Source organism: Ruegeria sp. CDSC025 (genome assembly GCF_059610805.1).
Window position 1 is genome coordinate 118306 of the sequence record NZ_JBXWOJ010000001.1, and the last position, 18676, is coordinate 136981.

Genomic DNA, 18676 nt, shown 5'->3' on the forward strand with positions numbered 1-18676 from the left:
CCGAAAATGACTGACCCGACCTATGAGTTCTCGCGCGCGATCACCCGTCGCCCAGCAGCGTCCATCACCGATGGTCTGCGTGCAGAAGATATCGGTACGCCGGACCTAGACCGAATGCTTGCATCTCATGCGCATTATGTTGAAACCCTCAAGAAAACCGGAGCAGAGGTTATCGAACTGGCTCCCCTTGAGACGTATCCGGATGCCGTCTTTGTTGAAGATACCACACTGTGTCTTCCTCAGGGTGCGGTGATGATGCGCCCCGGTGCACCCAGCCGCATGGGTGAGGTGGCCGAGATGGAGCCGACAATCCGCGGCGTTTATGACGAGGTTCGGCAGATCGCTGGGCCCGGCCATATTGAAGGCGGGGACATTCTGGTAACGGGTCGCGAAATTCTGGTTGGCCGGTCAGATCGGACCGATGCGGCCGGTGTCACAGAGCTGACCGAAATCGTTTCCGACTGGGGCCACACTGTACGCGAGGTTTTTACACCACCGGGCGTGTTGCACTTCAAAACGGATTGTTCGTTGCTGGATGGGGAAACCATCCTGTCCACGAAGCGGCTGGACGCATCCGGCTGCTTCGAAGGGTATCGGGTTCTGCATGTGGCAGAAGGCGAAGAAGCCGCTGCAAACTCGATCCGGTTCAACCAATTTGTCCTGGCTCCGGCCGGCTTCCCGCGTACCACCGAGATGTTGCGCCAGAACGGCTATGATGTGGTCGAAATCGACAATGTGGAATGCGCCAAACTGGATGGCGGAATGTCATGTCTGTCGCTGAGATTCTGACCTGATTCACGACGATTCAGAACCGACTAACCTTGAACCAGCCAAATGCGTCCTGCTGCAACCAAAGAAAGAGTGGGCGCATTTTGGCGTGATTAAGGTTAGCCGCTTCAACCGCTTGGATATTCATTCGAAATAGTATGATCCCTATCCAGTGGGTGTAGCTTTGCACCAGTTTCGCGCAGTATTTCTTTTGCACCCAAATCCCATCTCGCTCGTGCTTGCCGGGTTGTGTATGACTTGGGCAAAGAAGTTATGGCAGGAAATACATGTCTCAGGCGCTCACCGTATTCACGACGATGAAGAACGAAGGCCCCTATATGCTGGAATGGGTAGCATTCCACAAAACACTGGGAGTCGATCACTTTGTGATCTTCACCAATAGCTGTGAAGACGGCACGGATGCCATTGCCCGCAGGCTGCAGGAATTGGGTCTTGCCACACATGTCCCGAACGAGGTCAAAGAAGGGGGAAACCCGCAGCATCAGATGCTACGGCGCGCGCGGCGTCAGCCCAAAGTGAAAGAGGCCGACTGGCTGATGTGTCTGGATGTTGATGAATTCTGGAACATCCGCTGCGGTGACAACAGCTTTGCGGCGCTGATCGCAGAAACCGAACAGCGGGCCGGAAAGCCGGTGGATGCGATCTCATTCGCGTGGAAATTGTTTGGTAGTTCGGGGAATATCAGCTTTGAAGACAAACCTGTGACCGAGTCCTTTTCGATGGGGGATCAGGAATTCCCGTATCATTCCGGCCGGGCCTATGGTCTGAAAACCCTGTTTCGTAACAACGGAAAATTTACGCGGTTCGGCCCGCATCGCCCGAAAGGGGTCGAAGAAGGGAAAGAAAGCGAAATCGCTTGGTCCGATGCAGGTGGCAGGCTGTTTCCGTCCGAGAAGGTCGGGTGGCGCGCATGGAGGAAATTTGATCATTCGCTGGGGCGGATTCATCACTATTCCGTCCGGTCTTTGGATGGGTTTCTGGTTAAAAGGGATCGGGGCCGGACCAATCATATCCGCGTAGACCAAGGGCAAGCCTATTGGCAGGACATGAATGCCAACAAAGAAACAGATCACTCGATACTGCCAGCAGCGCATCGCGCGGCCCCACTGCTGGCCGAACTGAAAGCCGATGAAGAACTCGGCCGCCTGCACGCGCAGGCATGTGACTGGCATCGCACCAAGATATCAGAGATCAAGTTGCGGCCTGACTGGGTGGATTTCCGCCTCTGGCTTGCGGAAAATCTGGTCTGATCACCATGGCAGAAGACCTTTCAAAAGAGCAGCTCAAGCCTGATCACCCCGATCGTAAGACGGGGTATGAACGGATTCTGACAGACCCTGCGCCCCCTTGGTTTGTCGAGCTGTATCCAGGTGGGGACGGGACCGGGTTTCTGCAAAAGCTGAACAGACACTCGGTTTTGTTTCACCAAAGGTCTGCGTCCCGGCTTGTGGTCAGCTTTGACAACATTGCCAATGCCAACGACCTGTCTTTTTCCCGCGAACCCTGGGGCTGGAAGTTCTTCCGTGACGAAGGCTGGTCCCATATGGGGATATTTGCGCGGACCAAAGCTTGGTACCGCGATCCCGAGATCATCTCGTATTTTCAGACCCAAGCGGATCAGGGTTTTTTTGCACAGTTTGATCAGGTTGTGTTTGCGGGCGCTTCGATGGGCGGATTTGGAGCGCTGACATTCTCGGCCCTTGTTCCCGGCGCCAATGTCATCGCTTTCAATCCGCAGACAACGCTGGATGAACGGCTGGTCCCGTGGGAGACCCGGTATCGGTTCGGGCAGGTGCAAGACTGGGATCTTCCCTTTAGCGATGCCGCGCAAACCGTTGAAAATGTGGGGATAGCCTACGTTTTCTATGATCCCTTTTTTGATCTTGATCGCCAGCAGGTGACGCGATTGAAAGGCGATAATGTCGTGCTGCTGAAGACATGGTTTTCAAACCATTTCGCGGCCCCGATGCTGCGCAAATTGGATATACTGAAGCCGGTTATGCTCGAGGCGATGGACGGCACACTGGAACCCCAGGCCTATTACCGGATGATGCGGGCACGGCGGCGACTGCCTTTGTATATGCGCGGGATCGAGGCGATTGGCGGCGAACGTCACCCACAGCTTGTTACGCAAGCAAGGCAGAGGTTCCGACGGCTGCGGCGCGCAGCCTTGGCCGAAGCAGCCTCATGAAGCCCGAAAAGGGGGTCTTTATCGGCCAGCGCAAAGACCGGATGGGTGCCCGGTTGCTGATGATGCTGACCTGCATCCGGTTGGCCGAGGATTTTGACACCAGCTATCGGGTCAACTGGTTTCCCAAAGGTGCGGATGCGCCAGAGCTGGACCAGCCGCAAGAATTGTTCTCACAAGAGTGGATGGATGAGCATTTCCTGAGCACCGAATCCTTTGATGCTCTAGGCGAGAACGCCCTGCCGATTTGGTCGTTTCAGGGCGATGCGACACCGGATCGGCTGATATCCCATCTGAATTCCGGCCGCTCTGTTGTCGTCGAGGAAGGCTTTGAGGTTCTGGCCTTTCAATGGGAAGATGTCGAGCAGATCCGCCCCCGGTACCGAGAGTTCATCCATCAGATCGGGTTCACGGATGAAATCCGGAACATTATGGAAAAGGCAGATGCCAAACTAAGTGGCAAGGGGGTGTCGGCCTATCACATTCGCCGTGGCGACATCCTGAATGGTCTGCCGTGGAAGCATACGACCTGGCCGGCAAAGATCGAACCGGAAGAACTGTATGCGGCACATCTTGAAAAAAACGCAGGGTGTGCCGCGATCATGTTTTCAGATCAGCCCGAGCTTGTGGCTCGATTCCAAGTGCAGTTTCCGCACCTTATGCAAATGTCAGATATCGCGGATCTTTCCAGTCTGACCCGCGCACAACGAGACTTTCTGGAACTCTATACCATGTCGCGCGCGGATCAGGTGATTGCACCGTTTATCTCGGCGTTTTCCATGGCAGCAGCGCGGATTTCCGGGCAACAAAGGAAGGTTTTTCGGGATGTTTTAGCGGAAAAGGACATCAACCAGGCCAACGAACAGATGATTGAACGGTTGCGCCTTGGTCCGGAAGAATTTCTAAATCTCTCAGAAGCCGCTCATATCTATTCCAAAGCGTCCTTTTACCTTCATGGTTTGGGCGCTGGAGATAGGGCCGAAGAGGCATTGGAACTCGTTCAGCCGCTGATGGATGCGGGTTCTGATAATGCCTTTGTGCCGCTGCTTCAGGCATTGAATTACTTTTACCTGACCCGATGGGCTGAAGCGTTGGAATTGACGGAAGAGGCCCTGAAGAACCCACATATCTGGCCGGAAGATTTTGCAGTCGCTACGGCACTAAAGGCAGCAATCTTGGGGGGGCAGAAAAAGCGCTGGATGGCAGCGCAAGTGCTTAGCCGGGCGTTCTGGACCAAACCAATGCGGCCGGATGTCATCATATTTGGCTCTCGGCTTTTGTATCGCGATCAAATCGCCCATCGCGCTATGCCGCCGATAGATTGGGCAATGCAAAAGATTATTCGGAGGCCTTGGTTCAACTATAATTCCCACGTTGCCCAAAGAAAAGTTCTGGTGCGCTTGCCCTGTAATTTCGACCTGATCCTATTGGATTGGGCTAGTCTGTCCGTAGATCAAAGGGCGCGCCGTCTAACCTCCAACCGATCCCGTTTGCAGACTTTGGCTGACGGGCTAGAAAGCTCAACTCAGTTGCCCGAGGACGTTCGTATTTCCCGCGAAGACCCGCGCTTTGAAGGGGTGCAATCTTTGCTGCGTTTGCATTTGGGAAATACATCTTTGGCGCAGTCTTTGGATATTGCGCGGAAAGTAGCCAAGCGCCTTCCGGATAACCCGTTATACTTAAAGCGACTGGCCGAACTGTATGAGAAAGATGGAGATTTTGTAAACGGAAGGCTGGCCATGGCAGATGCGTTGGCCTGTGATCCGGGCAACACATTTCTGGTCTTTGCGATGGGGCAATACCTTGAAAGGAACGGGGCAGAAGAACAGGGGCAAAACCAAATTATTCAGGCTGCGGAACTGGATGACAATACAGCGGCGATTCAAGGCGAGGCCGGCAGGATATATCTGCAACGAGGTGAAAAGCAGAATGCGCGCGTTCATCTTTCCAAGGCCCACGCGCTGTGCCCAACCCTGAAACGATATTCCAATCAGCTGAAACGTGCGGGTGGAAAATAGACGAATTTCTCTTGGTGACCGGCTTGAATACCGGTAGTTTGCGGTCAAAATCTTAAACAAATCTCCGATACCACCGGGGCAATGAAAACAAGCAGGGCAGTCAGGTATGGCCGAACAGGATCCTCGATATATCAGCGTTACCCCTATGAAGAACGAAGGACCATTCGTTCTTGAATGGATCGCCCATAATCGTGCCATTGGTGTGGACCAGATTGTGGTCATGACCAATGACTGTACCGATGGTACTGATGCCTTGCTGCAGCGATTGCATGACCTTGGCATTGTCACGCATGTCGACAACAACTCGAGACGTCAGACCAGCCCGCAAAAACGCGCCTATAACGCCTTTCTGAAAATGGAAGTGGCCCGTCCACAGGATTGGGTGATCGTTATCGACGCGGATGAACATATTAACGTCAGAACCGGCGACCATACATTGCGTGCGCTGACGGGTGCCATGCCGGATGCAAAAACGATTTCAATGACTTGGCGTCTATTCGGAAACGCCGGCATTGTTCGGTACGAGGACCGTTTCCTGTCGGATCAGTTTCGCCAAGCTGCACCTGAGCGTATTTTTCGACCGCCGCAAGCTTGGGGCTTTAAGACCATGTTCCAACGCGGCCTGTGGGATGCGCTCGGTGTCCATCGACCGAAAAGGCCGACCGTTGAAACGATGGAAGAATGCCATTGGTACAACGGATCCGGTCAACCGATGCCCGAAAGGTATTTTACTGCCAGTTGGCGATCGGCGCGGGACTCCGTCGGGTACGAGCATGTTCAGATCAATCACTATGCTCTGAAATCCTGTGAAAGTTATCTGGTCAAGAAAATGCGTGGTCGGGCCCATCATCTGGGGGAAAGCCTTGGGATGGAATATTGGAACATGATGAACCAAAACGCCGAAACTGAGACCTCGATCGACACAATCCTCGATCGGAAACGGGCTTTGTATTACGAAATGCTGTCAGACGCTGAGACGGCCCGCCTGCACCATATGACCTGCGATCTGCATCGCCAGCAGGTTGCCCAGTTGCGCGAACAACCCGAGATGCAAGACCTCATGCTTCAGATGACCGCCGGGTTCTCAGCCAAGGCCGAGACCTGAGGTCGCTTGGCGAATAGGAACGTTTCATGCTTTGGCTACACATAGGAATGCCCAAGACTGGGTCGACCGCGTTACAGGGGTTTGTTCGCAAAAACGGTCAAGTGATGGCTGGGGCCGGATTACACTATATGGAAACGGGCCGCAGGCGAACCGAGGGGCAGGGGCGTCTGGCCAGCAGTCATAACCTGATTGCCTTCCACATGAACCAAACCGATCAGCCGGTCACCGCCCTGCGCGAAGCGATGGCAAGGGAATATGCTGAGCATGAGAATAAGGCATGCTTGGTATCGTCTGAGATGTTGTACTCAGTCGATCTGCACAAACTGGCCGAGATTTTCGCTGAGATCCCCGCGCGTGAGATGAGGATTGCTTTCTACTGCCGTAGATATTCTGACTTTTTCGAAGCCGACTACAAACAAAGGGCAAAGAACGGCAGGCTTGCCGGGGGCGGTTCTGAATATATTCGTACCCAGCTGGACGAGATACGTGCACATCCTGAGCGTTTCAGCTTTGCCAGTGCTGCGGCTCGGATAAGGTCAGCTTTTCCGGGCGTCTCGTTGGTGCCTATGCTGTATGAGCGCTCTGAAATGGCCAATGGCAACATTGTCGATGATTTTCTGGATCGCATCGGCGTCCAACTGCCCTTGGGCAGCAAGACCGAAACATCGTCCAATCCTTCGCATTCAAGGGCCGCGTGTGAGGCGTTTGGTGTGGTCACAAGGGCCATGGGACGCAAGAAAAGTCGCCAGTTGCGACGTCGGGCTGTCGATGATCCCGTGATGATGCGTAAGAATGATGTGCTTGAACCGGATGAACGCGCCTGGCTGGACGCGTTTGTGGCAAATGAAGATGTGAGTTTTCATCAAGAGTTCTTTCCCGACCGGACGCAGCTTTTTGCCCCTGTCAGGTTGAGCATGCATGATCAGTCGTTTCGCCGGGACACAGCCGCGGAATATCAGGCGCTGCGCCAGGCATCCGAGATCGTGTTTCGCATGGCGCTAGAGGGTTGACCTTATTCGACGGTAATTTCCTGGCGCTGCCGGCCAGTGGTTTTGTCAAAGATCAGGATGCGATTGTCATCAGTCACAACTGCAAACCAGTTGTTTCCAATGGTGACCGCCTGCGCTTTTGCGCCAACGGGCAACTCAACCTGATCGGGCAGGGTAGGGGTCCGGTCCGATAGCCGGATGACAATCAGTGCGAATGTCACTAGAACCCCGCCAATCATCACCGCGGTCAGCAGCATGACCATTCTCCGCAGCAGGCGAAGCTGCGGCGTTTCCTGCGGTTCTTGGGGTTCGGAAGGGACAGTCATGGGCACTCGCCAGATTGAGTTTCAAATCGCGGCCGATCCGCCGCCCCGCCTTGATAAGGCGCTTTCCCGGGATGTGCCAGCGGGGGAAAGCCTGTCGCGGACCCGATTGGGGAAGTTAATCGAAGAGGGGGCCGTGATGATCAACGGAACCGCCGCCCGCGACCCCAAGGCCAAGGTGGTCGAAGGCGCAGTGGTGGCGATCACTGTGGCCGAGGCCGAAGACAGCCATATCGGCCCGGAAGACATCCCGCTGGAGGTCGTATTCGAGGATACCGACCTGATCGTGGTCAATAAACCTGCGGGTATGGTCGTGCATCCTGCGCCCGGCTCTCCGAACGGGACATTGGTCAATGCGTTGCTGCATCACTGCGGTGATGACCTGTCTGGCGTAGGCGGCGTAAAGCGCCCCGGCATCGTGCATCGTATCGACAAGGAAACCAGCGGGTTGCTGGTGGTGGCCAAATCCGACGCGGCCCATCACGGGCTTGCCGCGCAGTTCGAGGCGCATAGTGTAGAACGCTATTATCGCGCCATCTGTTACGGTGTCCCGGATGCCAATGATCCCCGGTTGCGCGGCGTCAAAGGTGTCAGCTTTGAGCCCGGAAATATCATGCGGATCACCACTCAGCTGGCCCGTCACAAGACAGACCGGCAACGACAGGCTGTGCTGTTTCACGGTGGGCGCCACGCTGTCACGCGCGCCCGTCTGGTCGAAACGTTTGGGGCCCCGCAAGGGCTGGCTCTGATCGAATGCTGGCTGGAAACAGGCCGCACGCATCAGATTCGGGTTCACATGACCCATGCCGGTCATGGTCTGGTCGGTGATCCGGTTTATGGGGGCAAGCGGAAACTCGCAGCCAAAGCCTTTAGCGCGGCTGCCGCAGAGGCCGTACGAGACTTTCCTCGTCAGGCGCTTCATGCTGCGGTTTTGGGTTTTGAGCACCCGATATCGGGTGAAAACCTTCGCTTCGAGGCTGTGTTGCCGGATGATATGGAAAATCTGATTGAACAGCTGCGCACACCGCTGACATAATAAGCAAAGTTACGTGAATAACGTTTTCTTAGGTTTCCTTTATCAAACGTTAATTTCAAACTGTTAACGGTACCTCTTGAACGGATCGGGACGACCTCCCATATCCATGTTAACGACTTAAACATTTGTCGGAGGGACAAGAAACATGGCCAATTACGCAAATCTCCCCGCGCCGACGCCGGAAGGCGGGCTGAACCGCTATATGCAGGAAATTCGGAAGTTTCCCCTGCTGGAGCCAGAAGAAGAATACATGCTGGCCAAAAGCTGGGTTGAGAAGCAAGATACTGAAGCTGCACATAAAATGGTGACTTCCCACCTACGGTTGGCGGCCAAGATCGCTATGGGTTATCGCGGTTATGGGCTGCCACAGGCCGAAGTGATCTCCGAGGCCAATGTCGGTCTTATGCAGGCCGTGAAACGGTTTGACCCGGAAAAAGGATTCCGGCTGGCGACCTATGCCATGTGGTGGATTCGCGCCTCGATTCAGGAATACATTCTGCGGTCATGGTCTTTGGTCAAACTGGGTACAACCTCGGCGCAGAAAAAGCTGTTTTTCAACTTGCGCAAAGCTAAGGCACGCATCGGTGCGCTTGAAGAGGGCGACCTACGTCCGGAAAACGTGGCCCGGATCGCAAATGACCTTGGTGTGACCGAAGCAGAAGTGATCAGCATGAACCGCCGGATGTCCGGTGGCGACGCCTCTCTGAATGCGACCGTCGGGTCCGAGGGCGAAGGCACCATGCAATGGCAGGACTGGCTTGAGGACGAGGATGCCGATCAGGCGGGCGACTATGAGGCCCGCGATGAGCTCGACGCCCGCCGCGAGCTGTTGGCGGCTGCTCTTGAAGTTTTGAATGACCGGGAAAAAGACATTCTGACCCAACGCCGCCTGATGGATCAGGCCGTCACACTGGAAGAGCTGAGTACGCAGTACAATGTCAGTCGCGAACGCATTCGCCAGATTGAAGTCCGCGCTTTTGAGAAACTTCAGAAGAAGATGCGAGAGCTTGCCCGAGAAAAGGGGATGCTGGCCACAGCCTGACCTCTTCGTTAATTGAACGGGCCCGGTGCGACATTGGTCGTGCCGGGTTTTCTATTTGTGTTAGCGCTAATGACACTCGGACTGAGGGCGATTACAACAGACCGGATCAAAGCCATAAGGGGTGTCCATGATGCAGAATCCGGTGAATTGGGGCGTATTGGGAGCTGCGAAATTCGCGCGGCAATATATGGCCCCAGCAATCCACGCAGCTGAGGGCGCGCGTCTGGCAGGCCTTGCGACGTCCGATCCCACCAAAGCCGAACCGTTTCAGGCCTTTTGCCCGGATTTGACGGTTTATGACAGCTATGATGCGTTGCTGAACGACCCACAGATTGAGGCCGTTTACATCCCGCTGCCCAACCATTTGCATGTCGAATGGAGCCTTAAGGCACTGGACGCCGGTAAACATGTGCTGTGTGAAAAGCCGATGGCTATGACCGTGTCCGAATTTGCCCCATTGATCAACAAACGGGATGAGACCGGATTGTTGGCGGTCGAGGCTTATATGATCGTCCAACACCCTCAATGGAAGTTTGTACGCAAGCTGATCGCCGACAAGGCGATCGGGAATTTGGCCCATGTGACGGGTGCGTTCAGCTTTGACAGCCGGGCAGATACGGCAAACATTCGCAACCGGGCTGAGACCGGCGGAGGTGGGCTGCGTGATATTGGCGTCTATGTGATTGGCAGCGCGCGCTTTGTCACCGGGCAGGAGCCGGTTCAGGTCGAATCTGCCATCCGGTGGGAGGATGGGGTCGACGCTTTTACCGAGATTCGCGCTCAGTTCCCGGATTTCACCTATTCCAGCTATGTCTCGATCCGAATGCATCCGCATCAAGAGATGGTGTTTCATGGCGACCGCGGCATGATCCGGCTGACTGCGCCGTTCAATCCGCGTGTGTTCGGAGAGGCGCGCGTCGAATTGCACCGCCCCGGCCTGGAAATACAGGTCACACGTTTCCCCGCAGACGATCACTATAAGCTGCAGGTCGAAGCTTTTTGTCGGTCGGTCCGTGAGGGTGCTGAATATCCGTGCCCGCTTGAGTTTTCACGCGGCACGCAGGAAGTGATTGACCGTGTGCTGGAGAATGCAGTGGCGCTGCCATGACTTGCCACGCTTCTTGAATCGCCGCAAAATCGGCTAACACCTTAACAGGAGGCATCCCGATGGCAGGTGGCTGGGCGCGCGACGGCGCAGTAAGCGAACAGATCGAGGCATCCATTTCGGATGAGTTGGCCCGAATGCAGGCCCAGAAACGGCCCGTAGGCGAAAGCCTGACCCATTGTGCCGAATGCGAAGAACCAATCCCCGAAAAGCGCCGCACAGCACTGCCGGGCGTGAAACTGTGCCTCGAGTGCCAGCAAGAACGTGACGGGGCGCATAAAATGCGCGGCGGTATCAACCGGCGCGGGTCGAAGGACAGTCAGTTGAGGTGAGTTTACTATGTTTGCTTTGAGCCCAAAGTTTCACTAGTCGGTACGCAGTTTTGAGAGCATGGGGCAAGAGACATTCCCGCTGTCGCAGTTGGCTGTGAGTTCGTTCAGCGCTGCTTCCAATCGCTTCAGCTCGTTTATCTTTTCACGCACATTGAAGATATGAAGCTCAGCCAGTTCTTTTACGGATCGGCAATCTTCTCCGTCGCCTTCGGACAGGCTTAGAAGCGTCTTTGTATCGGCTAGTGGAAAGCCCAAATTACGGCATTTTTTCAGGAAACGAAGCCTTCCAACATCGTGCGCGGAGTACATCCGCCGGTTATTAGGTGCTCGTTCTGGTTTGGGCACGATCCCTTCGCGTTCATAGTAGCGGATCGTTTCAATGCCGACACCGCTTTGCCGGGATGCTTCCCCAATCGCTAACATGTGAGTTTTCCCGTCTTGATCCTGTAGCGACTACAGAAGTTATACGAGAAGCAGTCACTTTGACAACTCCAACTAATCAAGGGAATGAGATGCAGAAGTACCTTAGCGTTAGTTATCTGGGATCACTGACAGCACTTGGCGTCGCGACTTGCTGTGTATTGCCCATGACAATGATGTTGCTGGGACTGGGGGGCAGTTGGCTAGCCATTTTCGGAAAGATCGCGGCGGCAAGCTACTACGTATTGGCGATATCGACGGCGCTTGTCGCTATATCGTGGCTTGTATCTTATCAGCGCGGTTCCCTAACAAAGTTGAAATGGTGGCTTTCGGGGACTACCGCAATCACCGCGTCAGCTTGGGTCGTCGTCTATAACGAGGCCCGTATCAACGATTACCTGATAATGCAGATGTGAAACAATGACAGAGCAAACTGTAGTGCTTGAAAGCACTCTGACGTGCCCGAAATGCGGTCACAGCGAAAGCGAAATAATGCCGACGGATGCTTGCCAGTGGTTCTATGAATGCAAGTCTTGCGCAGCGGTCTTGAAGCCATTGGAAGGGGACTGTTGTGTCTACTGCTCCTATGCCACGGTGCCTTGCCCCCCGATCCAGAATGGCGATAGTTGTTGCGGATGACAAAGTCCGCTTTGTCCGCAAAGCAGACATCACCGTCTCCGCTTCAGGCGACTTCAGCCCTCCATCGCTTCCAATTCATCAATAAAGCCCGAGATCATCGACAGGCCTTTGTCCCAGAACTTGGGATCGCTGGCGTCCAGACCGAACGGGGCCAGCAGCTCTTTGTGGTGTTTTGATCCACCGGCGCGCAGCATGTCGAAATACTTGTCCTCGAACCCGTCGGCGCCGCTTTCGTAGACGGAATAGAGCGCGTTCACGAGTCCATCACCAAAGGCATAGGCGTAGACGTAGAAGGGCGAGTGCACGAAATGTGGGATATAGGCCCAGAACGTCTCATACCCTTCCATGAATTCAAATGCGGGGCCGAGGCTTTCGGCCTGAACGCTCATCCACAAGGCGTTGATGTCGTCCGGGGTCAACTCGCCCTCGCGGCGTGCGGCGTGCAATTTGCATTCGAAGTCATAGAAGGCGATTTGGCGCACGACCGTGTTGATCATGTCCTCGACCTTGCCAGCCAGCAGAATCTTGCGCTGCTCAGGGGTTTCGGCCTTGTCCAGCATTTTGCGGAAAGTCAGCATTTCACCAAAAACCGAAGCGGTTTCGGCCAGCGTCAGCGGGGTGGATGACAGCATCTCGCCCTGATCGGCGGCCAACACCTGATGAACGCCATGGCCCAGCTCATGCGCCAGGGTCATCACATCGCGGGGCTTACCAAGATAGTTCAGCATCACATAGGGGTGGACGTCAGTTACGGTGGGATGCGCAAAGGCGCCCGGCGCCTTGCCCGGTTTCACCGCCGCATCAATCCAACCCTTCGAGAAGAACGGCGCGGCGATCTCACCCATACGCGGATCAAAGGCCTCATAGGCATCCATCACGGTTTTCTCGGCTTCATCCCAGCCGACAATCTGCGTGTCTTCCATCGGCAGGGGTGCGTTGCGATCCCAGACCTGCATCACGTCCAGACCCAGCCATTTGCGCTTTAGCTCGTAGTACCGGTGGCTCAGCTTGGGGTAGGCAGCCACGACCGCCTCGCGCAGGGCCTCGACGACCTCGGGTTCGACGTCATTCGACAGATGGCGACCAGTCTGCGCAGTCGGCATATTGCGCCAGCGGTCGACGATTTCCTTTTCCTTGGCCTGCGTGTTGTGAACGCGCGCGAAGGTCTTGACGTTGTCCTGAAACACGCGGGCCAATTCGCGAGAAGCCGCTTCGCGTTTGCTGCGGTCCTGCTCGGTCAGTAGGTTGAGTGTGCCTTCGATGTTCAACTCTTCTCCGTCAACATCAAAGGTCAAGCCCGCGATGGTCTCGTCGAACAGGCGTTCCCAGGCATCGCCAACAACACCCAGATCGTGCAGGAATTTTTCTAGCTCGTCAGATAGCTGATAGGGTTTCATTGCGCGGATGCGGCGGAATACGGGCTCGTAACGGGCCAGATCGGTGTTGGCGTCGAAATGCGCTTTTAGCGCGTCGTCGTCGAGGCGATTGATTTCCAGCGTGAAGAACACCAGCGGCGTGGTAAAGACAGTGATCTTTTCCTGCATGTCCGAGAGGAACTTGGCGCGCTCGGCGTCGGTCGTCAGCTGATAATAGCGCAGTCCGGCAAAGGACATGATACGCCCGGAGATCGAATTGATCTTTTCGTTCCGCAACACGCAGGTCAGCAAGCCCTGGGCATCAAGATCCGCCAAATTGCCTTCGTAATCTGCGGCAAAGGCGGCGCATTCGGTTTCCAACCAGTCCAGGTCACGCGCAAGCTCGGCCGCGTCTTCCGAAGCATAGAGATCCGTCAGATCCCATTCCGGCAGGTTGCCAAGATTATCGGCCCCGCCGACCGCGTTTGCGTCACGTACTGGAAAAGGAAGGTCGCGCATGGATCACCTCGAAAATCTGCTTTGGCAAACATCTAGGCGCGACCGGCGAGGATCACAAGCGGACAGTCAAAGGGAAAGCGCCGGTTCCAGGGGGTGATCCGTCTATGCAGCTTTGAAATGCGCGGCGATTTGGTCAAATGCAGGGTCGCGCACCTCTGGTGGTTCCATCAGGACTTCGTGTTCACCGTCTGGAATTTCGATCAACGTGCTGTTGGGCCAGTTTGCCATGCGTGCGCGGATGGCCTTGCGGTCCACAATCTGCTCGTGGGAGCCAAGATATGTCAGGCATGGAATGGCTGGGGCAGTCTGCACCATCAACCAGTCGCATTCATCTAATGCCTCGCGCAGCCAGATCGTCGACGGTGCACCAAGGGAAAGTTCGGGATACTTGGCCAGATGATCCTGCATCATTTTGTACATGGCAGGATCGCGCGTCAGGCTATTGCCTTCGAAAGGCTGTGTCAGAACATAGCTGTCCAGTGAAGTGGTCGGGGGGGTCTTTTCGCCAAACCCCAGACGCGGGGCCCAATTTGCGGTCAACCGGCTGATGGGTTTCATAAGGGGCGTAAAGAAAATCCCCCACATCGGACCGGTAAAAACACAGGTAGCAAAACAATCGTTTTCCAATACTGCCCGCAATCCAATGGCACCACCCATAGAGTGGCCGATAACATGCCAGGGCCTGGGCAGATCAAGCTTTGTGGCCAGCTCTAGCGACACATCTACGTCTTGCTGATAGTCAGTGAATTTATTGACATGGCCAACCCGCGGATCGTCAAGCAACCGGTCTGCCAATCCCTGACCCCGCCAGTCGATCACCAGCACGGCAAAGCCACGCTTGACGAATTCACTCGCTGCATCACCGTATTTTTCGATGTATTCAGTGCGACCGGGAAATAGCATGACAGTCCCGTTCGCTGTACCTTCGGGGCGCCAATGCGCCACGCGAATTCGGGTACCGTCGGCGGTGTTCAACCAATGTGCAACACCGCCAGCGGGGCCGCCAGCCACGTCTTCGAACAAAGGGGCCGACGCATATTCCATCAGGCCAGGGCCGAGGCGAGTTTCATTGCCGCGCCCATGTCGCCGTCGATGCTCAGTTTTCCGGCCATGAAGGCGCTTGTCGGGTCCAGATCACCATTGAGAATTTGCTCGAACGTGTCCGCATCAGCGTTCAAAGTCACGTCCGTTTCTTCATCGCTGATGCGCGCGCCGCTTGCATCAACTACGATCGCGCCCAAATCCGCGATGGCAAATTTAGCCGATGCGTCGAAATCGCCGCCCGACAGTTTCTCATTCAGCACTGCTGCGGCTTTTTCCAATGAATCGCTCATGATCTTCCTCATTTTGTTAGTACGCCGTGAATGGACATCCTCGGTCGCAACGCTACACTGACACTTGTTATGAGCAATGCAATCAACAATCTCAAAGGTACCGTTGCGGCACTTTTTGTCCTAGTCATGTTTTCCTCCACTTGCCTTGCGCAGCAGGAGGATTCCCGCGACGAGGCCGAGTTGTTGCAGAACCTTGCACAGGCCACACCGGACCAAGCGACTGGAATCGACCGCCAGTTACGGGCGCTCTGGTCGCAATCGGGTTCGGCCTCCGCCGACCTGCTGCTGGAGCGTGGGCGCGAAGCACTGGATGATGGTGACACCTATGCCGCGATCGAGCATTTGACGGCCCTGACAGACCACGCGCCTGATTTCGCCGAAGGCTGGCACGCGCGGGCCTCTGCGTTTTTTGGGATCGAAAGGTTCGGGATGGCTGCCGCAGATCTGGAACATGCTCTGACGCTGAACCCGAACAACTATGAGGCCATCTACGGGCTTGGATTGATATTTGAGATTCTGGGTCAGCCCGAAAAGGCATTTGCGGCCTATTCCCATGCCTTGGCTATACATCCCCATTACGAAGAAGTAACCAATGCAGTGAATCGACTGAAAGCCCAGGTCGAGGGCTCGGCCCTCTGAGAACCGGGGGCAGGGGGCAAAGGTGAGCGGGTCATCCCGAATCGTGGCCGTACTTGGCCCAACCAATACAGGCAAAACCCATTACGCAATCGAACGTATGCTGGGGTACCGCACGGGGGTGATCGGCCTGCCGCTGCGCCTGCTTGCGCGCGAGGTATACGACAAAATCGTCGCCATTCGCGGACCGTCGGTGGTGGCGCTGATCACCGGGGAAGAACGTATCGTACCGCCACGTGCGAAATATTGGGTCTGTACGGTCGAGGCGATGCCCGAAGGCATGGGTGCCGATTTTGTGGCTATCGACGAAATCCAACTCTGCGCCGACCCGGAACGCGGCCACGTCTTCACCGACAGGTTGCTGCGCGCGCGCGGCACCAATGAAACCCTGTTTCTGGGATCCGATACCATGCGCGGTCCCATCGCGGCACTTGTGCCCGAAGCACAATTCGTCCGGCGGGAGCGGATGTCGCAACTGGTCTATGCCGGCTCCAAGAAAATCAGCCGCATGCCACCGCGCAGCGCCATCGTCGGGTTTTCGGTCGACAACGTCTATGCCATCGCCGAGCTGCTACGCCGTCAAAAGGGTGGGGCGGCTGTGGTCATGGGGGCGCTCAGTCCGCGTACACGGAATGCGCAGGTTGAGCTCTATCAGAATGGTGAGGTCGACTATTTGGTTGCCACCGATGCCATCGGGATGGGGTTGAACCTGGATGTGAACCATGTTGCATTCTCGTCCCTGACCAAATTCGATGGCCGGCGGATGCGGCCCCTGGCCCCGAATGAGCTTGCCCAAATTGCTGGCCGCGCAGGGCGCGGAATGTCCGATGGAACCTTCGGCGTGACCGGCGAGGCGCCGCCTCTGGACGATGGTGTCGCGCAGGCCATTATGGACAGCCGCTTTGCGCCGATGAAAAAACTGAATTGGCGGAATGCCGCCTTGCAGTTTGGTTCGATTGACGCTCTGATCCACACGCTCGAGATTAGCCCGGATAGCGAACACCTGATCAAAGCCCGTCCGGCAGATGATCTGAATGTGCTTAAATCCTTGTCGCAAGTTGCCGAAATTGCGGCCCGTGCCAGTGATCCGCAATCCGTTCGTTTGTTGTGGGATGTTTGCCGAATCCCCGATTTTCGCGGCATCAGCCATGCCGAACATGCCAGCCAGATCGAAGTGATTTTTGGCCACCTGCATGAAGGTGGTTCGATCCCGGATGACTTTATGGCGCGGCAAATCCGCCGGATCGACCGAACGGATGGCGATATAGATGCACTGTCAAAAAGGTTGGCATATATTCGCACCTGGACTTACGTTGCGCAACGAAATGGTTGGGTACGTGACGAATCCCATTGGCGTGATGAGACGCGCATTGTAGAAGACAGGCTGTCAGACGCTCTGCATGACCGTTTGACTCAGAGATTTGTGGACCGGCGCACATCCGTTTTGTTGCGCCGGCTCAAACAGAAGGAGGCCCTTTTGGCCGAAGTAAATGACAAGGGTGAAGTGACCGTCGAAGGTGAATTCGTCGGTCGTCTGGAAGGGTTCCGGTTCAGTCCGGACAAAAGCGCGCAAGGAGCCGAGGCGAAAGCCTTGAAATCGGCGTCCTTGCAAGCCCTCGCGCCGCAATTCCATCTGCGTGCCGATCGCTTCTATAATGCACCCGATACCGAAATTGATTTTACCGATCAGGGTGGCCTGATGTGGGGTGAATATGCCGTTGGCAAGCTGGTTGCCGGGGCAGAGCCTCTCAAGCCGCTGGTCGAGGTTTTTGTGGACGAGGCCGCGGGCCCCGATGTTGAACAGAAAGTTCAGCGTCGCCTGCAGCATTTCATCGACCGCAAAGTGGCCGCTCTGTTCGAGCCGTTGCTGAACCTGTCGCGCGATGAAGAACTCAATGGGCTGGCTAGGGGCTTTGCCTTCCGCATGGTTGAGGCGCTAGGCGTATTGCCGCGCGCAGGTGTCGCGCAAGACGTCAAGGATCTGGATCAGGACGCCCGTGGCGCGCTGCGCAAACACGGTATCCGCTTTGGTCAGTTCACCATTTTCATGCCGCTGCTGCTGAAACCGGCCCCAACGCGTCTGCGTCTTGTTCTGTGGGCATTGGCAAATGGCCTGCAGGAATTTCCAGACGCGCCGCCTCCGGGTCTTGTTACTGTGCCCATCGCCAAAGGCGCACCTGACGGTTATGACACTATGTGTGGTTATCGCGATGCGGGCGAACGCTCGATCCGGATCGACATGCTGGAACGTCTGGCCGACATGCTGCGCGCTGAAGACAGCCGTGGTGGGTTCGAGGCCAAGCCTGACATGCTGTCGATCACCGGTATGACGCTGGAACAATTCGCCGACCTGATGCAGGGGCTGGGCTACAAGGCCGAACGCGCCGAGCGTGAAAAGGTTAAGCCCGCACCGGCAGAGCTACCTGCCGCAGAGGCCACGGAAGCAGCTGCCTCCGAGGAAGTGCCCGCACCAGAGGGAACCCCCGAAGAGGTCGCCGCACCCACCGAGGCGTCAGCCGAGGCCACCGAAAGCACCGGGGCAGCAGCCGAGGCCACCGCGCCGACAGCCGCAACAGATGAACCCGAAGTTGAGGTCTTTTATACCTTCACTTGGGGCCGTCAGCGTCAGGCCAACCAAGGCCCACGCCGCGAACAGCGACAGGGGCAGGGCAAAGGTAAGCCGCGCGGTAAGCCTCAGGATGGCCGGGGCAAGCCGCAGGGCAAGAAAGGTGGCAAGCCGCAGGGTGCCAAGACCTTCTCATCTCGTCCGCCCAGGAAAGAAAAGCCCATTGATCCCGATAACCCGTTCGCGGCCGCGCTTATGGGTTTGAAGGAAGGCAACTAAA

19 protein-coding genes are annotated in these 18676 nt (G+C 56.0%); 14 read left to right on the forward strand and 5 right to left on the reverse strand.

Annotated features, from left to right (window positions below):
- The first annotated feature begins 6 nt into the window (after positions 1–6).
- The 6 genes from AC2FH8_RS00635 (at position 7) to AC2FH8_RS00660 (ending at position 7110) form a co-directional block, all read left to right on the forward strand.
- A complete protein-coding gene (locus AC2FH8_RS00635; RefSeq protein WP_271946472.1) occupies positions 7–789 on the forward strand; it encodes a dimethylarginine dimethylaminohydrolase family protein in 783 nt (260 codons plus the stop codon).
- A gap of 266 nt (positions 790–1055) precedes the next feature.
- Positions 1056–2039, forward strand: coding sequence for a glycosyltransferase family 2 protein (locus AC2FH8_RS00640; RefSeq protein ID WP_496687582.1), 984 nt, complete (start codon positions 1056–1058; stop codon positions 2037–2039).
- 5 nt (positions 2040–2044) lie between these two features.
- Positions 2045–2980, forward strand: a complete 936-nt coding sequence (locus AC2FH8_RS00645) for a hypothetical protein (RefSeq protein ID WP_496687585.1) — start codon at positions 2045–2047, stop codon at positions 2978–2980.
- On the forward strand, positions 2977–4995 hold the full coding sequence (locus tag AC2FH8_RS00650; protein WP_281994765.1) for a hypothetical protein: 2019 nt from the start codon (positions 2977–2979) through the stop codon (positions 4993–4995). Before AC2FH8_RS00645 ends, AC2FH8_RS00650 begins: the two co-directional genes overlap by 4 nt.
- 106 nt (positions 4996–5101) lie before the next feature.
- Positions 5102–6100 (forward strand): glycosyltransferase family 2 protein, encoded by a 999-nt coding sequence (locus AC2FH8_RS00655; RefSeq protein ID WP_496687589.1) that lies wholly within the window; start codon positions 5102–5104, stop codon positions 6098–6100.
- Positions 6101–6126: 26 nt separating this feature from the next.
- Positions 6127–7110, forward strand: coding sequence for a hypothetical protein (locus AC2FH8_RS00660; protein WP_496687592.1), 984 nt, complete (start codon positions 6127–6129; stop codon positions 7108–7110).
- Between the two features lie 2 nt (positions 7111–7112).
- On the opposite strand, the gene AC2FH8_RS00665 is transcribed toward AC2FH8_RS00660, so the two are convergent.
- Entirely contained in the window at positions 7113–7415 is a 303-nt protein-coding gene (locus tag AC2FH8_RS00665; RefSeq protein ID WP_496687594.1) for a DUF6476 family protein, read from the reverse strand.
- Here AC2FH8_RS00665 and AC2FH8_RS00670 point away from each other — a divergent pair.
- From AC2FH8_RS00670 to AC2FH8_RS00685, 4 genes are all read left to right on the forward strand, one after another.
- Positions 7414–8448, forward strand: coding sequence for an RluA family pseudouridine synthase (locus tag AC2FH8_RS00670; RefSeq protein WP_496687596.1), 1035 nt, complete (start codon positions 7414–7416; stop codon positions 8446–8448). The two genes, AC2FH8_RS00665 and AC2FH8_RS00670, sit on opposite strands and share 2 nt — an antisense overlap.
- A gap of 145 nt (positions 8449–8593) precedes the next feature.
- Complete coding sequence (rpoH, locus tag AC2FH8_RS00675; protein WP_142634432.1) at positions 8594–9490, forward strand: RNA polymerase sigma factor RpoH; 897 nt, start codon at positions 8594–8596, stop codon at positions 9488–9490.
- A gap of 130 nt (positions 9491–9620) precedes the next feature.
- A complete protein-coding gene (locus AC2FH8_RS00680; protein WP_496688211.1) occupies positions 9621–10598 on the forward strand; it encodes a Gfo/Idh/MocA family protein in 978 nt (325 codons plus the stop codon).
- 59 nt (positions 10599–10657) lie between these two features.
- Complete coding sequence (locus AC2FH8_RS00685; RefSeq protein ID WP_281972270.1) at positions 10658–10927, forward strand: DksA/TraR family C4-type zinc finger protein; 270 nt, start codon at positions 10658–10660, stop codon at positions 10925–10927.
- Positions 10928–10960: 33 nt separating this feature from the next.
- Here the strand turns inward: AC2FH8_RS00685 and AC2FH8_RS00690 are convergent, their stop codons facing one another.
- Positions 10961–11350 carry a MerR family transcriptional regulator gene (locus tag AC2FH8_RS00690; protein WP_496687599.1) on the reverse strand — a complete coding sequence of 130 codons (390 nt, stop codon included), beginning with the start codon at positions 11348–11350 and terminating at the stop codon, positions 10961–10963.
- Between the two features lie 89 nt (positions 11351–11439).
- On the opposite strand from AC2FH8_RS00690, the gene AC2FH8_RS00695 reads away from it, so the two are divergent.
- Together AC2FH8_RS00695 and AC2FH8_RS00700 are read left to right on the forward strand one after the other, a co-directional pair.
- A complete protein-coding gene (locus AC2FH8_RS00695) occupies positions 11440–11763 on the forward strand; it encodes a hypothetical protein (RefSeq protein ID WP_271946493.1) in 324 nt (107 codons plus the stop codon).
- Between the two features lie 4 nt (positions 11764–11767).
- The gene (locus AC2FH8_RS00700) at positions 11768–11986 is read left to right on the forward strand and encodes a GDCCVxC domain-containing (seleno)protein (protein ID WP_271946496.1); all 219 of its coding nucleotides are present in this window, start codon (positions 11768–11770) and stop codon (positions 11984–11986) included.
- A 53-nt stretch (positions 11987–12039) separates the two neighbouring features.
- Here the strand turns inward: AC2FH8_RS00700 and AC2FH8_RS00705 are convergent, their stop codons facing one another.
- The 3 genes from AC2FH8_RS00705 to AC2FH8_RS00715 form a co-directional block, all read right to left on the reverse strand.
- Positions 12040–13860: a M3 family oligoendopeptidase gene (locus AC2FH8_RS00705; protein ID WP_496687602.1), complete on the reverse strand. Its 1821-nt coding sequence runs from the start codon at positions 13858–13860 to the stop codon at positions 12040–12042.
- A gap of 102 nt (positions 13861–13962) precedes the next feature.
- On the reverse strand, positions 13963–14904 hold the full coding sequence (locus tag AC2FH8_RS00710) for an alpha/beta fold hydrolase (RefSeq protein WP_496687604.1): 942 nt from the start codon (positions 14902–14904) through the stop codon (positions 13963–13965).
- Positions 14904–15194, reverse strand: a complete 291-nt coding sequence (locus tag AC2FH8_RS00715) for an SCP2 sterol-binding domain-containing protein (RefSeq protein WP_142634424.1) — start codon at positions 15192–15194, stop codon at positions 14904–14906. The genes AC2FH8_RS00710 and AC2FH8_RS00715 overlap by 1 nt, the downstream gene beginning before the upstream one ends.
- Before the next feature lie 69 nt (positions 15195–15263).
- On the opposite strand from AC2FH8_RS00715, the gene AC2FH8_RS00720 reads away from it, so the two are divergent.
- Both AC2FH8_RS00720 and AC2FH8_RS00725 read left to right on the forward strand, forming a co-directional pair.
- Positions 15264–15833, forward strand: coding sequence for a tetratricopeptide repeat protein (locus AC2FH8_RS00720; protein ID WP_416383904.1), 570 nt, complete (start codon positions 15264–15266; stop codon positions 15831–15833).
- A gap of 22 nt (positions 15834–15855) precedes the next feature.
- Positions 15856–18675, forward strand: coding sequence for a helicase-related protein (locus AC2FH8_RS00725; protein WP_496687607.1), 2820 nt, complete (start codon positions 15856–15858; stop codon positions 18673–18675).
- Position 18676: the final 1 nt, after the last annotated feature.

What these genes read in the sequence shown, in the direction of transcription:
- AC2FH8_RS00635 (WP_271946472.1), top strand. Translation starts at nt 7, where the DNA reads ATGACTGACCCGACCTATGAGTTCTCGCGCGCGATCACCCGTCGCCCA.
- AC2FH8_RS00640 (WP_496687582.1), top strand. Translation starts at nt 1,056, where the DNA reads ATGTCTCAGGCGCTCACCGTATTCACGACGATGAAGAACGAAGGCCCC.
- AC2FH8_RS00645 (WP_496687585.1), top strand. Translation starts at nt 2,045, where the DNA reads ATGGCAGAAGACCTTTCAAAAGAGCAGCTCAAGCCTGATCACCCCGAT.
- AC2FH8_RS00650 (WP_281994765.1), top strand. Translation starts at nt 2,977, where the DNA reads ATGAAGCCCGAAAAGGGGGTCTTTATCGGCCAGCGCAAAGACCGGATG.
- AC2FH8_RS00655 (WP_496687589.1), top strand. Translation starts at nt 5,102, where the DNA reads ATGGCCGAACAGGATCCTCGATATATCAGCGTTACCCCTATGAAGAAC.
- AC2FH8_RS00660 (WP_496687592.1), top strand. Translation starts at nt 6,127, where the DNA reads ATGCTTTGGCTACACATAGGAATGCCCAAGACTGGGTCGACCGCGTTA.
- AC2FH8_RS00670 (WP_496687596.1), top strand. Translation starts at nt 7,414, where the DNA reads ATGGGCACTCGCCAGATTGAGTTTCAAATCGCGGCCGATCCGCCGCCC.
- AC2FH8_RS00665 (WP_496687594.1), bottom strand. Translation starts at nt 7,415, where the DNA reads ATGACTGTCCCTTCCGAACCCCAAGAACCGCAGGAAACGCCGCAGCTT.
- rpoH (WP_142634432.1), top strand. Translation starts at nt 8,594, where the DNA reads ATGGCCAATTACGCAAATCTCCCCGCGCCGACGCCGGAAGGCGGGCTG.
- AC2FH8_RS00680 (WP_496688211.1), top strand. Translation starts at nt 9,621, where the DNA reads ATGCAGAATCCGGTGAATTGGGGCGTATTGGGAGCTGCGAAATTCGCG.
- AC2FH8_RS00685 (WP_281972270.1), top strand. Translation starts at nt 10,658, where the DNA reads ATGGCAGGTGGCTGGGCGCGCGACGGCGCAGTAAGCGAACAGATCGAG.
- AC2FH8_RS00690 (WP_496687599.1), bottom strand. Translation starts at nt 11,350, where the DNA reads ATGTTAGCGATTGGGGAAGCATCCCGGCAAAGCGGTGTCGGCATTGAA.
- AC2FH8_RS00695 (WP_271946493.1), top strand. Translation starts at nt 11,440, where the DNA reads ATGCAGAAGTACCTTAGCGTTAGTTATCTGGGATCACTGACAGCACTT.
- AC2FH8_RS00700 (WP_271946496.1), top strand. Translation starts at nt 11,768, where the DNA reads ATGACAGAGCAAACTGTAGTGCTTGAAAGCACTCTGACGTGCCCGAAA.
- AC2FH8_RS00705 (WP_496687602.1), bottom strand. Translation starts at nt 13,860, where the DNA reads ATGCGCGACCTTCCTTTTCCAGTACGTGACGCAAACGCGGTCGGCGGG.
- AC2FH8_RS00710 (WP_496687604.1), bottom strand. Translation starts at nt 14,904, where the DNA reads ATGGAATATGCGTCGGCCCCTTTGTTCGAAGACGTGGCTGGCGGCCCC.
- AC2FH8_RS00715 (WP_142634424.1), bottom strand. Translation starts at nt 15,194, where the DNA reads ATGAGCGATTCATTGGAAAAAGCCGCAGCAGTGCTGAATGAGAAACTG.
- AC2FH8_RS00720 (WP_416383904.1), top strand. Translation starts at nt 15,264, where the DNA reads ATGAGCAATGCAATCAACAATCTCAAAGGTACCGTTGCGGCACTTTTT.